12 protein-coding genes and 3 pseudogenes are annotated in these 12,736 nt (G+C 69.7%); 13 read left to right on the top strand and 2 right to left on the bottom strand.

Annotated elements, in window-relative coordinates; translation table 11 throughout:
- Positions 1-84 precede the first annotated feature (84 nt).
- The 5 genes from FEF34_RS03825 to FEF34_RS03805 all read left to right on the top strand — a co-directional run bounded on the left by FEF34_RS03825 (position 85) and on the right by FEF34_RS03805 (position 5,565).
- Complete coding sequence (locus FEF34_RS03825; protein ID WP_234042262.1) at positions 85-534, top strand: GNAT family N-acetyltransferase; 450 nt, start codon at positions 85-87, stop codon at positions 532-534.
- 105 nt (positions 535-639) lie between these two features.
- A complete protein-coding gene (locus FEF34_RS03820) occupies positions 640-1,026 on the top strand; it encodes a hypothetical protein (protein WP_138051857.1) in 387 nt (128 codons plus the stop codon).
- Positions 1,027-1,662, top strand: coding sequence for a mycothiol-dependent nitroreductase Rv2466c family protein (locus FEF34_RS03815; protein WP_138051856.1), 636 nt, complete (start codon positions 1,027-1,029; stop codon positions 1,660-1,662). It begins immediately after the preceding gene.
- Positions 1,663-2,881: 1,219 nt separating this feature from the next.
- Positions 2,882-3,895 carry an isopenicillin N synthase family oxygenase gene (locus FEF34_RS03810; protein ID WP_171052803.1) on the top strand — a complete coding sequence of 338 codons (1,014 nt, stop codon included), beginning with the start codon at positions 2,882-2,884 and terminating at the stop codon, positions 3,893-3,895.
- Positions 3,896-4,041: 146 nt separating this feature from the next.
- Positions 4,042-5,565, top strand: coding sequence for an FAD-binding oxidoreductase (locus FEF34_RS03805; RefSeq protein WP_138051854.1), 1,524 nt, complete (start codon positions 4,042-4,044; stop codon positions 5,563-5,565).
- Between the two features lie 137 nt (positions 5,566-5,702).
- Here the strand turns inward: FEF34_RS03805 and FEF34_RS03800 are convergent, their stop codons facing one another.
- Complete coding sequence (locus FEF34_RS03800) at positions 5,703-6,347, bottom strand: TetR family transcriptional regulator (protein WP_138051853.1); 645 nt, start codon at positions 6,345-6,347, stop codon at positions 5,703-5,705.
- 197 nt (positions 6,348-6,544) lie between these two features.
- Here FEF34_RS03800 and FEF34_RS03795 point away from each other — a divergent pair.
- From FEF34_RS03795 to FEF34_RS03775, 5 genes and pseudogenes are all read left to right on the top strand, one after another.
- Positions 6,545-7,729 (top strand): annotated as a pseudogene (locus FEF34_RS03795) (ISAzo13 family transposase); the annotation flags it as partial.
- 152 nt (positions 7,730-7,881) lie between these two features.
- Complete coding sequence (locus FEF34_RS03790; protein ID WP_138051852.1) at positions 7,882-8,172, top strand: hypothetical protein; 291 nt, start codon at positions 7,882-7,884, stop codon at positions 8,170-8,172.
- A gap of 70 nt (positions 8,173-8,242) precedes the next feature.
- Positions 8,243-8,570: pseudogene (locus FEF34_RS44465) on the top strand (DDE-type integrase/transposase/recombinase); the annotation flags it as partial.
- A 400-nt stretch (positions 8,571-8,970) separates the two neighbouring features.
- A complete protein-coding gene (locus FEF34_RS03780) occupies positions 8,971-9,522 on the top strand; it encodes a hypothetical protein (RefSeq protein WP_138051851.1) in 552 nt (183 codons plus the stop codon).
- Positions 9,519-10,889, top strand: coding sequence for a DUF1214 domain-containing protein (locus tag FEF34_RS03775; protein ID WP_234042261.1), 1,371 nt, complete (start codon positions 9,519-9,521; stop codon positions 10,887-10,889). The genes FEF34_RS03780 and FEF34_RS03775 overlap by 4 nt, the downstream gene beginning before the upstream one ends.
- Before the next feature lie 88 nt (positions 10,890-10,977).
- On the opposite strand, the gene FEF34_RS42535 is transcribed toward FEF34_RS03775, so the two are convergent.
- Complete coding sequence (locus FEF34_RS42535) at positions 10,978-11,196, bottom strand: group II intron maturase-specific domain-containing protein (RefSeq protein WP_407698340.1); 219 nt, start codon at positions 11,194-11,196, stop codon at positions 10,978-10,980.
- 48 nt (positions 11,197-11,244) lie between these two features.
- Between FEF34_RS42535 and FEF34_RS42530 the strand changes: the two are divergent.
- The 3 genes and pseudogenes from FEF34_RS42530 to FEF34_RS03755 form a co-directional block, all read left to right on the top strand.
- Positions 11,245-11,517, top strand: a pseudogene (locus FEF34_RS42530) (ISAzo13-like element transposase-related protein); the annotation flags it as partial.
- 155 nt (positions 11,518-11,672) lie between these two features.
- Complete coding sequence (locus FEF34_RS42525) at positions 11,673-11,963, top strand: hypothetical protein (RefSeq protein ID WP_138051852.1); 291 nt, start codon at positions 11,673-11,675, stop codon at positions 11,961-11,963.
- Between the two features lie 315 nt (positions 11,964-12,278).
- Complete coding sequence (locus tag FEF34_RS03755; protein WP_138051848.1) at positions 12,279-12,689, top strand: RidA family protein; 411 nt, start codon at positions 12,279-12,281, stop codon at positions 12,687-12,689.
- Positions 12,690-12,736 lie beyond the last annotated feature (47 nt).

Below are 12,736 nucleotides of genomic sequence, written 5' to 3'. Positions count from 1 at the left end.
ACCGGGGACGGTCCGTCAGGTCCGTCGCCCGGTGTGTCAACTCGGCCTGCGGAACCCCTGGTTCAGGACCGTAGGCTGCCCGCCATGACACCCTCGCCGATGCGGTACACATCCGACGTCGCACCCGAAGACCCGCGCTTCTCCTCGGACGTGCGCCCCCTGCTGCGCGTCCTGCGCCCTGCCCTGACGGACGCCGCCGCCGATGCCTTCGCTCACGAGGCACACCGTCAGGGTCTGGTCTTCACGGCGGCGTACGACGCCTCCGGCCGCTGTCTCGGCGTGGGCAGCCACCGTGTGCTGGCCACCAGCAGGGGGCGGGTGCTGTTCATCGACGACCTGGTCACCGACCCGTCCCAGCGAGGTGCCGGCACCGGTGCCTTCCTGGTCGACGAGCTGGCGTCACGTGCCGTCCGAGCAGGCTGCGTCCGCGTCGAACTCGACTCCGGGGTCGCCAACCACGACGCCCACCGCTTCTACCACGTCCACCGCATGCGCATCGCCGCCCTCCACTTCACCCTGGACGTCCGGTCCTGATCGGCCGACGCCCTTCGCCACGCCTTGGTCCTTCCTTGACCGCCCGCGCCGACGGTGAGGACCGCGGCCGTTCGGCCGTACGACGACAGGAAGCGACACCACCACATGACGACGGAGACCACGAAGACCTCGGGAAGCCCGGCCGCGGTCACCGCCCCGGCCGGAGCAACCCCGGACGTCCCGCACCGACAAGTGGCGCTGCTGGCAAAGGACATGGCCGAGGGCAGGTGGGCACCCAGCCCGCTGGAGCGCCGGATGGCCGAGCTCCTGACCCTTGCAGCCGCAGGGGACGGGCAGCTCACGGAGACCCGGATACGCGCCGCCTTCTGGGAGGGATCGTGCTCGTTCCTCCAGGACAACGGAGGCCGGCTCGCCGCACTCCTCGGAGACCTGCTGCCGCAGGTGAGCGGCACCGCTCCCGCGCCGCAGGAGACCCTGACCGCTGCCCACGCCCTGCTGACGCGTATCGCGGACCACCGCGGAGGGGAATAGATGTCACCCGCGTCCAGAACCCCCGTCGACTTCTGGTTCGACCCCGTCTGCCCGTGGGCCTGGATGGCCTCCCGCTGGCTCCTGGAGGCCGCACGCCTGCGCGACCTCGACATCCGCTGGCACGTGCTGAGCCTGGCCGTTCTCAACGAAGGCAAGGAGGAGGGCCTACCGGAGCGCTACCGGAGGCTGCTCACCGAGGGCTGGCCGCCGGTGCGGGTCGTCACCGCCGTCCGGGAGAAGTTCGGAGGTGAGACGGTCGGCCGCTTCTACACCGAACTGGGCACCCGCATCCACCGCCAGGGACTCGGCCCGAGCCGCGCGACCCTGGCCGCCGCGCTGGCGGCGGCCGACCTGCCCGCGGACCTCGTCCTCCACGCGGACCGGGACACCTACGACCTCGCGGTGCGCGCCTCCCATCAGCAGGCCATCGACCTGGTCGGCCAGGATGTGGGCACTCCGGTGGTGGCCCTGCCCGGGCCGGACGGCCGCCGGCTGGCCTTCTTCGGCCCGGTGGTCACTCCCGCACCCAGGGGCGAGGCGGCTGCCCGGTTGTGGGACGGCCTCCTCCTGGTGGCCGGGACCCCTGGCTTCTCCGAGCTCAAGCGAAGCCGCACCCAGGGCCCCGTCTTCGACTGACAGTGAGGTGCCCCCCGTCCTCGCGATCGATGGCATCGATCTCTGGACGGCGGCGGCTTGCGGCGGTGGTCTTGTGCGGGCGCAAGGTGCCGGGCTCGGGTTCGCGCGGTGCGGGAGTCCCGCCCGCGCGCGGGGCCGAAATGCGGACGGGACGGCCGAGAGCGTTCCGGTTCCGCAGACGCTGAAGGTGCCCCACGCCGCCACCTGCGGCGGGTACGCGCCGCAGGCCTCATGGCGCCACCGAGAGGTGCCGGGCCCACCGCCTGTACCCGGCACGCCCCCTGGTGCTGCCGCTCCACATTCCATGACCGGTGGTCACGTGTCCGCCGCAAGGCCTTTACGGGAGCGGATGCATTCCCGGCGGATCCGTGGTCTGAACGCTCCGTGAGGGCCGACGGCCCGGTCGCCGTGCGCAGCCGTCGATGACGCTCACCCGCGACGGGACCTGGTCGACCCGAGCCGCGAGGCCGAGAGGTCGCCGGCTTTGGACTGCGGGGTGTCGCGTTGCCCGTGTCGCGACCGGCTGCACCTCGTGGCGTGGGGTGCCCTGCCCCGCTCCCGCCCCGCCCACTCGAGTTCCCGCCGCCTGCGCGAGCAACCGGCCGACACGGTCCGGGCCGGGCGGCACACGCGAGGTCCCCGCCGCTCCGGCGGGGACCTCGCGCGCCCGGTATCCGCCGTGGAGTCTCACCGGCGCCTCGTCGAAGGCCCGCCGCACCGCAACGGCCGGGCCGGAGGGGCGATGCGCGCAGCCCCCGCCCGCGGGGTGGTGTCACGGCGCTCGGAGAGTCCGCCCATGCGTCAACCGGCTCCAACGACACGTCAAGTTGCCATATCCGGCGGGCAGGGCTCGCGACCTTGCCGGGGTGGTCCTTAGTGTCGGTACGGCCGGGAAGCCATGACGAGAGGTCGGTGGCGTGCGAGGAATCGACCTGTGGGAACACTCGGCCGGTCAGTCCGCTCCGATCGTCCGCGCGGCATTCCGTGGTGAACGGCGCCGGCCGGCTGCTCGCGCGACGGCACGGTGGGCGTCCGGAGTCTCGCCGAGCCGTAGGTGTCCGTCCGGATGGTCACCCTCCGCCGCCCGGTCGAGGGGTTGACCACCGGCCACCGGCTCGAGTGCCCGGCGCCTCGTTCCACGACGACGTCCGCGCCACCGCCGCCGACCGGACCGGGACCGGTCCCCGACCTGCCCATAAGGATTGATCAAGGACATGTCATGCTGACAGAGATCCCCCTGGGGCCGCACGGCGACCGGGAGCACATCCGCGGCGCGCTGCGCGACGGCAGCTTCCTCGTCCGAAGCACCGTGCCAGAATCCCTCCTCGACGAGGCCCACGGGTTCCTCCTCGCCTTCTTCGCCCTGCCCTCGGAGGCCAAGGCCGACTGCCGGGTGCCGGGCGGCAACGGCCAGTCCGGCTACGCCCCACCGCAGGTGGCGACCGCCGGGAAGAGCACCACTGCCGACTGCGGGGAACTCTTCCGCTGGGGCTCCACGCTGCCGGCCGGCCACCCGCTGCGCGTCCGCTTCCCCGCCCGCTACCCGGCCCCCTACTTTCCCGACCACCTGGTACCCGGCATCGGCTCGGCGCTGCGCGAGCTGCACGGGCGCATGCTGCGCTTCCAGCACGACGTGGCCCGTACCGTGGGGGGCGCCCTCGGCGCCCATCCGGACTACTTCAGCGAGATACTCGAGGACGGTCCGGTGGTCAACCGGGCCATCTGGCACCCCCCGTCGGACCCGGTGCCGCCCGCGGGAAGGGCGCGGGCGGCGGAGTACCGGGACCCCGACCTGATCACCGCGCAGCCCAGGGCCACCGCCGGAGGACTCCAAGTCCTCATCGACCACGAGTGGACTGCCGTCGACGTGCCCGAGGGGTACGCCGCCGTCAACGTGGGGACGGTCCTCGACCGGCTGACCAACGGGCTCGCGCGGGCCGCGGTGCAGCGGGTCGTCGCAGTCCCCGGACAGCGCGAAGGGCGCCTTTCCATCGCTCAGTTCTGTCATCCCGCACCCTGGGCGACGCTCGCGCCGCTGCCGGTCCCCGGCCGGGTCGAGCGCCCACACCGCTTCCCCGCGCTCACCGCGGAGGAACTGTTCCAGCGGAGCGTGTACCGCATGAGCCGGTTCGACAGCCGGTATCAGCCGCTCGAACCCCCGGCGCCTTTCGGAGTCGCCGCGACGGCCGGGTACGCGCGGCGCGGTCCGCGGCGCCCCGGCGACCGGATCTGACGGATTCGCGATCCTTTCCCACCGCGCCCTGGTCGCTCGCCGATCCTTCACTACGTCACCGGCGTCCCTCCTCTGCGGGGCGCCGCCGCCCCGCCAGCACGTATCGCACCGGGCCCGCGCCCGGACAGAACGGAGTGTGTATCCACGTGATCAGCAGACGCTCGCTCATCCGCGCCGGTGCCGGCGCCACGGCCGCCGCCGCGCTCACCGCTGGAACCGGCGGGGTGATGTTGGCGCAGGCCGCCGCGGCGGTGCCCTGGCGCGAGCTGCGGGGGAGGCTGAGCGGCACCTTGGTGCTTCCGTCCGACGCCGCGTACGACACCGCCAAGCAGCTGCAACTCGCCCAGTTCGACGCGGTCCGCCCGCGGGCCGTCGCGTACTGCGCATCGGAGAGCGACGTCGCCGCGTGCATCATGTTCGCGAGGGAGAACGGGATACCCGCCGCCGTCCGCAGCGGCGGCCACAGCCATGCCGGTTACTCCACCGGGCCCGGCCTCGTCATCGATCTGTCCCGGGTCAACGCCGTCCGCGTCACCGGCGACACCGTGCACCTCGGCGCCGGCAGCCAGGGCGTGGACATCGTCGACGCGCTCGCTCCCCACGGCCTCCAGGTCGCGGGCGGCACCTGCCCGACCGTCGCGATCGGCGGCTGGATTCAGGGCGGCGGACTCGGCTTCGCCTCCCGCAAGTTCGGCATGGGCTGCGACCTGCTGGAGTCGGCGAGGGTCGTGCTCGCCGACGGCCGTACCGTGACGGCCTCGCGGCACGAGCACCGCGATCTGTTCTGGGCGCTGCGCGGAGGAGGCGGCGGCAATTTCGGCATCGTCACCGACTTCGAGGTGCGGCCCGTCCGCATCCCCACCCTCACTACGTACAACCTCAACTTCCGCTGGGCGGACGCGACCCGGGTGATCCTGGCCTGGCAGGAGTGGATGTCCATCGCTCCCAGGGAGCTGGCATCAGAGCTGATGTTCCTGCTCTCCACCGACGCTCCCGCGGGTACCGAGCCCAACGTCGTCCTCACCGGGGCCTTCCACGGCTCCGAGGCGGACTGCGACCGGGTCCTCGACCGGCTGGTGGCCGCCGCGGCACCCACCATCAGTCGCGAGACCGTCGAGCTCCCCTACCAGCAGGCGATGACGGGCGTCTTCGGCTGCGGGGACAAGACCGTCCCCCAGTGCCACCGCTTGGGCTACTCGCCCGAGGCGCAGCTGTCCCGCGACAACCACACCACGCAGCGCAACCGGTTCTTCGCCGAACCCTGGACCTGCACCGCCGCCGAGGCGGCTCTCAGCGCCTTCACGGCAGAGCCGACGCCCGGCCAGTTCCGGTTCATGGGCTTCTTCCCGTACGGCGGGAGGATCAACGAAGTCGCCTCCACAGCAACGGCGTTCGTGCACCGGGACGCGCTGTTCAACGTCGGCCTCGCGGTCGGCCTGAACCGCCCGGATCCCGCACAGGACGCCAAGGACCGTGCCAGGTCCTGGGTGGACGGCGGCTTCGGTGCCCTCGCCCCGTACTCCAACCACCGCTCGTACCAGAACTACATGGACCCGGCGCTCACCAACTGGCGCGAGGCGTACTACGGCCACAACTACGCCCGGCTGCGGGCCGTCAAGAAGACCTACGACCCGCACCGGTTCTTCCGCTTCGCCCAGGGCATCGACTGATCCGCCGCACCGGACCCCCGCCGGGGGCGGTCGAGGGGGGAGAAGCCGCCGGCCCGGCCACGACGTCGGTGCCGAAGGCCAAGGCTCACGGCTTCACCGGCTGCCTCAACCTGCTGGGAGGCGCCGTCGTCGGTGGCTCACTTCTGCCGGCCGACGCCGCCCAGGCCGTGCCGCAGCAGGCCGTAGGCGTGGTCGGCGTCGGCCACCGCTTCGGGGTGGACCTGGTCCGCGGACCGGCCGGCGACGATGCGCTGCCAGTTCGCCGACGCCAGGATGCGCTCGGTGGCGATGACCTGGCCGGCCAGCAGGGCGGCCGTGATCTCGCGGTGGGAGCCGAGCGCGTCGACCAGGGCCTGGGCGAGCGCCTTCTCGGCCTGGGCCAGGTACTGGCCGACGCGCGCCACCAGGCTCGGCGTGGAGTACACGAGGTGGTGGAAGGCGAGGACGTCCTCGTCGTCGTTGAGCCCAGTGACGGGGTCCCGGGCCGCGAGCCCGTCTCGGAAGTGCCGGTGCAGGGCGTCGACCGCGCATACCCCGGGGGGCCGTTCGGCCACGACCCTGCTGCTCACCGTCTGGTGGTCGGCGAACCGGTGGACGACCAGGTCTTCCTTGGTGGGGAAGTACTTGAACAGCGTGGGTTTGGAGACTTCGGCCACGGCCGCGACGTCGACGACCGAGACCCGGTCGAACCCGTGCTCAAGGAAGAGCGTGATCGCGGTGTCGGAGATCGTCTCCCGCGTTCGCTGCTTCTTGCGCTCCCGCAAGCCCGTCGGGGCGTTCACCGGGGCATCGTAACGCATCTCCCACCGAGGCAATCAGCTGATCAGGTGCGAGAACTGCCCCGGACGGGGAATCCGCTCTCGTGTCCGCCGCGGAAGACGCCGGCCGCCTCCCTCGGTGGGTGGGGCCGTCGATGAATTAGTGGGTTGCTTGCGGTAGTTGGGCTCGTTGATGTTGTATGGGGCGTTTTGATGGCTCGATGGAGTCGTTACGGGCGAAGTTCGAGGCGGTGACGCCGCATTTGAACGAGCGGCAGCGCCGGATCCTGTACGGCGCGGAGGCCCGGCAGCTGGGGCATGGCGGGATCGCCGCGGTGGCGCGGGCAGCGGGTGTCTCGAAGGGCTGTGTCAGCCGCGGCCTGGCCGAAGTCGAGGCGGATGAGGAACCGGACGGGCGGGTACGGCGTCCGGGGGCCGGCCGACCGGCCCTGGCGAAGAAGGACCCGGGACTGGTGGCTGCCCTGCTGGAGCTGGTCGAGGACAGTACACAGGGCGATCCGATGAAGCCGCTGACGTGGACGACGAAGTCGCTGCGCCGCCTTGCGGACGAACTCGCCGCCCAGGGCAGGAAGGCGGGCCACGACACCGTCGCCGCCCTGCTGAAGGCGGCCGGGTTCAGCCTGCGCGGCAACGCGCGGGTGCTGGCTGGCAGTCATCACCCGGACCGGGACGCCCAGTTCGGGCACCTCAACGCCACGGTGGCCGACTTCCTGAAGGCGGGTGACCCGGTGATCAGCGTGGACACCAAGAAGAAAGAGCAGATCGGACTCTTCGCCCGCCCCGGTCGCGAGTGGGCCCCTTCGGGCGCCCCGGTCAAGGTCCTCGACCACGACTTCCCCTCCCACGCCACGGGCACTGCGATCCCGTACGGCATCTACGACCTGGGCCGCAACACCGGCTTCGTCGTGATCGGCACCGATCACGACACCGCCGCGTTCGCCGTGGCCAGCCTGCGCCGCTGGTGGACCGAGGAAGGACGGGCGGTCTACCCGTGCGCAAAACGCCTGCTGATCACCGCGGACGGCGGCGGCTCCAACAGCTCGCGCGCCAAAGCGTGGAAGGCCAATCTCGCCGTTCTCGCCACCGAGACCGGCCTGGAGATCAGCGTGTGCCACCTGCCTCCGGGGACTTCGAAGTGGAATCGGGTCGAGCACCGGCTGTTCTCCTTCATCTCCCTCAACTGGCGTGCCCACCCGCTGACCAGCTACGAGACCGCCATCAACCTCATCTCGGCGACCACCACCCGCACCGGGCTGACCGTGACCGCCCGCCTGGATACTGGCAGCTATCCCACCGGCATCGAGATCAGCGAACAGCACGCGGCAGCCCTCACAATCCGCCCGGAGGACTTCCATGGGGAGTGGAACTACACGATCCCGCCCCAGCCCGGCATCCCCGACGTCCCGCTACACCCGCGCGGCTCCAGATCCACCCCCGACACGCGCACACCTTCGGCGCGACCCTGGCTACACACCCCCTGCTGACCGGCCTCGAGCGGCATGACCTGGACGAAATCACCGCTGGTGTCCGCGACCGGTTGGACGCCCTGCCGCCCAAGGAGCGGCCCCGGCACCGCAAGATGACCACGGAGAACATCATCTGGGCCGCCATCCTCGACCAGCGCGGCCTGTCCCGCTCGCTGATCTCATACCTCTTCCGCGTCGGAGAGAACCAGATCAGAGCCCTGATCAAGCAGGTCCGCCCCATCCTGGAAGACCTGGGCCACCACCCGGAACCGATCCACGCCCGCTTGATCGACCCCAGCGACCTCGCGAACTACGTCATGCACGCGACAGCCGCAGACCGCGAGGGCAAAGCAACCCACTAATTCATCGACGGCCCCCGGCGCAGCAATGCGCCGCACCTACCCGACACATGACCAGAAGCAGTGCCGCGTCCCGCGGGTCCTCGTCACCGACAAGCTGAGGAGCTACGGCGCCGCCCACCGCGCACTCATGGCCTCGGTCGAGCACCGCTCGCACAAGGGGCTGAACAACCGGGCCGAGAACAGCCACCAGCCCACCCGCCAGCGTGAACGCGCCATGAAGTACTTCCGCTCACCCGGCGCGGCGCAACGGGTTCCTGTCCGCGTTCAGCGGCATCTCACCCCACTTCCGGCCCCGACGCCACCTCCTGGCCGCCGCTCGGTACCGCTTCGAGATGACCCTCCGCTTCACCCTCTTGGACCACATCACCGGCACAGCCGGCCTGCCCACCGCAGCCTGACCCAGGACCCGAAAACCAGCCCCACCACACCCCCACACACCATCAGACGCTCACGCACCCGACAACGTGACAGCACCTGCCCGGCGCCAGACGAAAGACGGCTGGCGGTACCAGGTGGGAGTCCTCATATGGCAGGACGCCACCAGCACGGCAGGGACAGGAAAAGACATGGCAGCAGGCACGGTCACCTCATGATCAACGGGCATAGACACCCAAATGATCGCGAAGGCTCGCGCCTGCCCCTCTATCCACCCCAAACCGACAAGCTCCCACGACCTCGCAACTTGCAACCGCCCTGGCACCTTGGTAGGAAAAGCGCATGTTGTGTAGATATTCGCGCGCATCCCGCTCTTCCGCCGTTCTGGCTCTTGTCGTCGGTGGTTTGCTTCCCCTGGCCGTGGTGGCTCCAGCGCATGCCGTCGGGGACACGAGCACGGCTGTGGGGCTCGTCCGCACCTACAACCGGGACGGCTCGGTGACTGATCTGCTCACACTCGTGAACACGGCGCCTACGCCCATCTCCTCGGTGTCCCCCTTGGGGGGCGCCTTGGGGGTCACTGCCGCTCTGCTCGACTCGACGGTGTGGTCCGAGGTAGCCCGTCCTGCCACCGCCGGGGTGCTCTGCACCACCACCGACGCACTGGCAACGTGCCTCACACGCATCGAGAGCGACCTGCCGCCCTTCGAGTCCCTCCCCATCGTCCGCCTCACGTACCGGCCGCTGAAGCCCGCCGACAAGCCCGGCCAAGGCTCACACTGGGCAGCAGTACATGGACACGACAACAGGGCGGAACTGGTCAGCCAGTACAGCACCGAGACCGTCACCGACGACGTCCGGGTACGCACGGCGAACAGGCTGGTGACCACGCCGCAGTTTCCCTTGAACGCCGGCAACAATCATCGCGAGGACCACGATCGCGAGCACAGCCTGAGCCCGGTGGATCAGCGGTGAAAACAGCTTCCCGTATCCGTACCTGCGTGCTGGCCCTGCTCTGTACACTTGGTGCCGTTCTTGCAACCACACCCGCAGAGGCGACCGGCGACGGCCACGATCGCTCGGACGCCTACACCGTCACGCGGCAGTACGTCGAGCGGTTCTACCCCAGGTGGCTGAGCTACCAGCAGGCCCAAGACTCGAACCACCTCACCGGTCCGCTGACGATGACCCCGACCTTCGCGGTGGTGGTCGCCCCGAACGACGACACCCTGTACGCGGGCACTTTCGTCGATCTGTCGGCCGGACCCGTCGTGCTGACGGTCCCCAGCACCGCGACCACCTGGTCCCTGTTCACCTCGGACGTCTTCGGCAACACCTTCACCTCCGAGGTCCCCAATGACACGGCAGGCACCTACGCGCTCGTCCCACCGGGCTTCACGGGCACCCTCCCTCCAGGGCTCACCCGGATCGACGTCCCCTACACCGACACCCTGTGGGCCTTGCGAGTCGACAAGTTCGTGAACGGCATCGACCGGACGGCGGCGGCTGAACAGTTCCGCAAGGAACTGCACCTCGCCGCCCTCAGCGACTACCTCAACGACCCCACCACCGGCGCCACCGAACTGATCCGTGTGTCTGAGTACGGCGTCAGGTTCAAAGTCCTGGCTGACAATGAAACCCAGCACAATCCCATCTCCTTCCTCGCACAGCTCCAGACGGCGATGCACTCCCCCACCACCGTGCCGCTGAATGCCTCGGACGTGGCCCTGTCTCAGCATTTCGACAAACTCTTCGGCAAAGGAGCGATCGCCTCCCCGGCCCTGCGCGACGAGTTCGAGCAGGCGACCAGGGACGAGCACGCCGCCATCATCGCCAACTACCTCGACCACACCGGGCCCACCAACTGGATCCACTTCACCGACATCGGCCGCTGGGGCACCAACTACCTCAACCGCTCCTCGACCACCGAGTTCCTCCAGTGGGGCAACGACATCGACACCGCCGCCTACTACCACGCGTTCAAGGACGGCTCCGGCGCCCAGCTCGATGCCTCGACCCACGGCTACGTCATGACGTTCCCGGCCGGGCAGATCCCCGAAGCGAGCCGGTTCTGGTCCATCACCGCCTACCTTCCCAGGTCGATCACCCTGGTTCCCAACGTCCTCGACAAGTACGTCGTCGCCAGTTACACCCCCGGCCTGGTGACCAACGCCGACGGATCCATCTCCATCTACATGGCACCCTCCCTGCCGCCGGGCGCACCCACATCGAACTGGCTCCCTGCCCCCCAGGGAAAGTTCAACATCATGCTCCGCGTCTACGGACCCGAAGGCAATGTGGCCGACGACACCTACATCCCACCGGCCATTACCCCCCTGTAGTCGGGTCGCCCGGGGGAGTCTCACCCCCCGGCTCCCACGGAACGGAACGTGACAGTCTCCCGTCATTCCGCTCTTGTCGTCCTGGCCGTCAACCCGTCGGGGCCACCCAGGTCCAGTGAGCGAAGTACCTCGGACGGCGTGCATGGCCCTCGGCCAGCCGCCGCAGGGCTTGTTTCATCCCCACCCGGTACTTCTTCTGGATCCACCGCAGCAGGCAGGTGTTGATGCGGTCGAACAGCGGGTACAGCGCCGAGCGATAGAAACGCCCGTAGTAGTTCGCCCATCCCCGGACCACCGGATTGATCATCCGGGCCAGGTCGGTCGACTCCCACGTGGTGCGCCGGTGCAGTCGCCGTGCCACCTGCCTCCGGGGACTTCGAAGTGGAATCGGGTCGAGCACCGGCTGTTCTCCTTCATCTCCCTCAACTGGCGTGCCCACCCGCTGACCAGCTACGAGACCGCCATCAACCTCATCTCGGCGACCACCACCCGCACCGGGCTGACCGTGACCGCCCGCCTGGATACTGGCAGCTATCCCACCGGCATCGAGATCAGCGAACAGCACGCGGCAGCCCTCACAATCCGCCCGGAGGACTTCCATGGGGAGTGGAACTACACGATCCCGCCCCAGCCCGGCATCCCCGACGTCCCGCTACACCCGCGCGGCTCCAGATCCACCCCCGACACGCGCACACCTTCGGCGCGACCCTGGCTACACACCCCCTGCTGACCGGCCTCGAGCGGCATGACCTGGACGAAATCACCGCTGGTGTCCGCGACCGGTTGGACGCCCTGCCGCCCAAGGAGCGGCCCCGGCACCGCAAGATGACCACGGAGAACATCATCTGGGCCGCCATCCTCGACCAGCGCGGCCTGTCCCGCTCGCTGATCTCATACCTCTTCCGCGTCGGAGAGAACCAGATCAGAGCCCTGATCAAGCAGGTCCGCCCCATCCTGGAAGACCTGGGCCACCACCCGGAACCGATCCACGCCCGCTTGATCGACCCCAGCGACCTCGCGAACTACGTCATGCACGCGACAGCCGCAGACCGCGAGGGCAAAGCAACCCACTAATTCATCGACGGCCCCCACGGGCGACAGCGGCGGCCACAACCGAACGGTCGGCGCGACACCCGCGTTGTCGGCCTTCGTGAACACCTTCCGGCAACCGGGCGGCTCCTCGGCACGCCCCTGCCCAACGCCAACGCCAACGCCAACGCCGTCGCCGTCGCCGCCGACGCCACGGCCGACCGGTCCGCGGCCGCCGGCCCCGCGCGCCACTCGCGCGGATGCGGCTGAGCTTGTTCCTTGACCTCGCGCCGCGTCGGTCGGTCGCGCGGTGGGATAAATTCCCGTGCGTGTCGGGGGCAGACTGGTCAGACTCACGGCATGACAGCGAAGATCAGCCGTATCAACCCCGATCAGCTGCATCAGACACCGGGCTACCACCACATCACCGTGGTGGAGACCGGCCGAACGGCCTATCTGGCGGGGCAGTGCCCCCTCGACCCGGGCGGCTCTCTCGTCGGCCCGGGCTCCCTCGAGGTGCAAGTCGATCAGGTTGTCGTGAACGCACTTGCTGCCCTTGCGGCGGTGAATGCTCAGCCGCAGCACGTGGTGCGTTCGGTGATCTACGTGCGGAGCGATGACAGGGAGGACCTGGGCCTCGCCTGGAACCGGCTCACCGCTTCCGTCCTCGGGCCGGCCTTCACGTCCGCCAGCACGCTCTTGGGGGTTGCGCAACTGGGCTTCGCAGGGCAGCTGGTCGAGGTGGACCTCACCGTCGCGATGCCCGACTGAACGGCCTCACGCCTCGAACGGCGTCTCGAACTGCTTCGCCCACATGG

The organism is Streptomyces marianii (genome assembly GCF_005795905.1).
Taxonomy (GTDB): Bacteria; Actinomycetota; Actinomycetes; order Streptomycetales; family Streptomycetaceae; genus Streptomyces; species Streptomyces marianii.
Note: the sequence above shows the minus strand (reverse complement) of the source record. Positions and strands in the feature narration are given on the sequence as shown.

Bases quoted from the DNA above. Each gene is read 5' to 3' on its own strand.
- FEF34_RS03825 (WP_234042262.1), top strand. From the start codon at position 85: ATGACACCCTCGCCGATGCGGTACACATCCGACGTCGCACCCGAAGAC.
- FEF34_RS03820 (WP_138051857.1), top strand. From the start codon at position 640: ATGACGACGGAGACCACGAAGACCTCGGGAAGCCCGGCCGCGGTCACC.
- FEF34_RS03815 (WP_138051856.1), top strand. From the start codon at position 1,027: ATGTCACCCGCGTCCAGAACCCCCGTCGACTTCTGGTTCGACCCCGTC.
- FEF34_RS03810 (WP_171052803.1), top strand. From the start codon at position 2,882: ATGCTGACAGAGATCCCCCTGGGGCCGCACGGCGACCGGGAGCACATC.
- FEF34_RS42535 (WP_407698340.1), bottom strand. From the start codon at position 11,196: ATGATCAATCCGGTGGTCCGGGGATGGGCGAACTACTACGGGCGTTTC.
- FEF34_RS03755 (WP_138051848.1), top strand. From the start codon at position 12,279: ATGACAGCGAAGATCAGCCGTATCAACCCCGATCAGCTGCATCAGACA.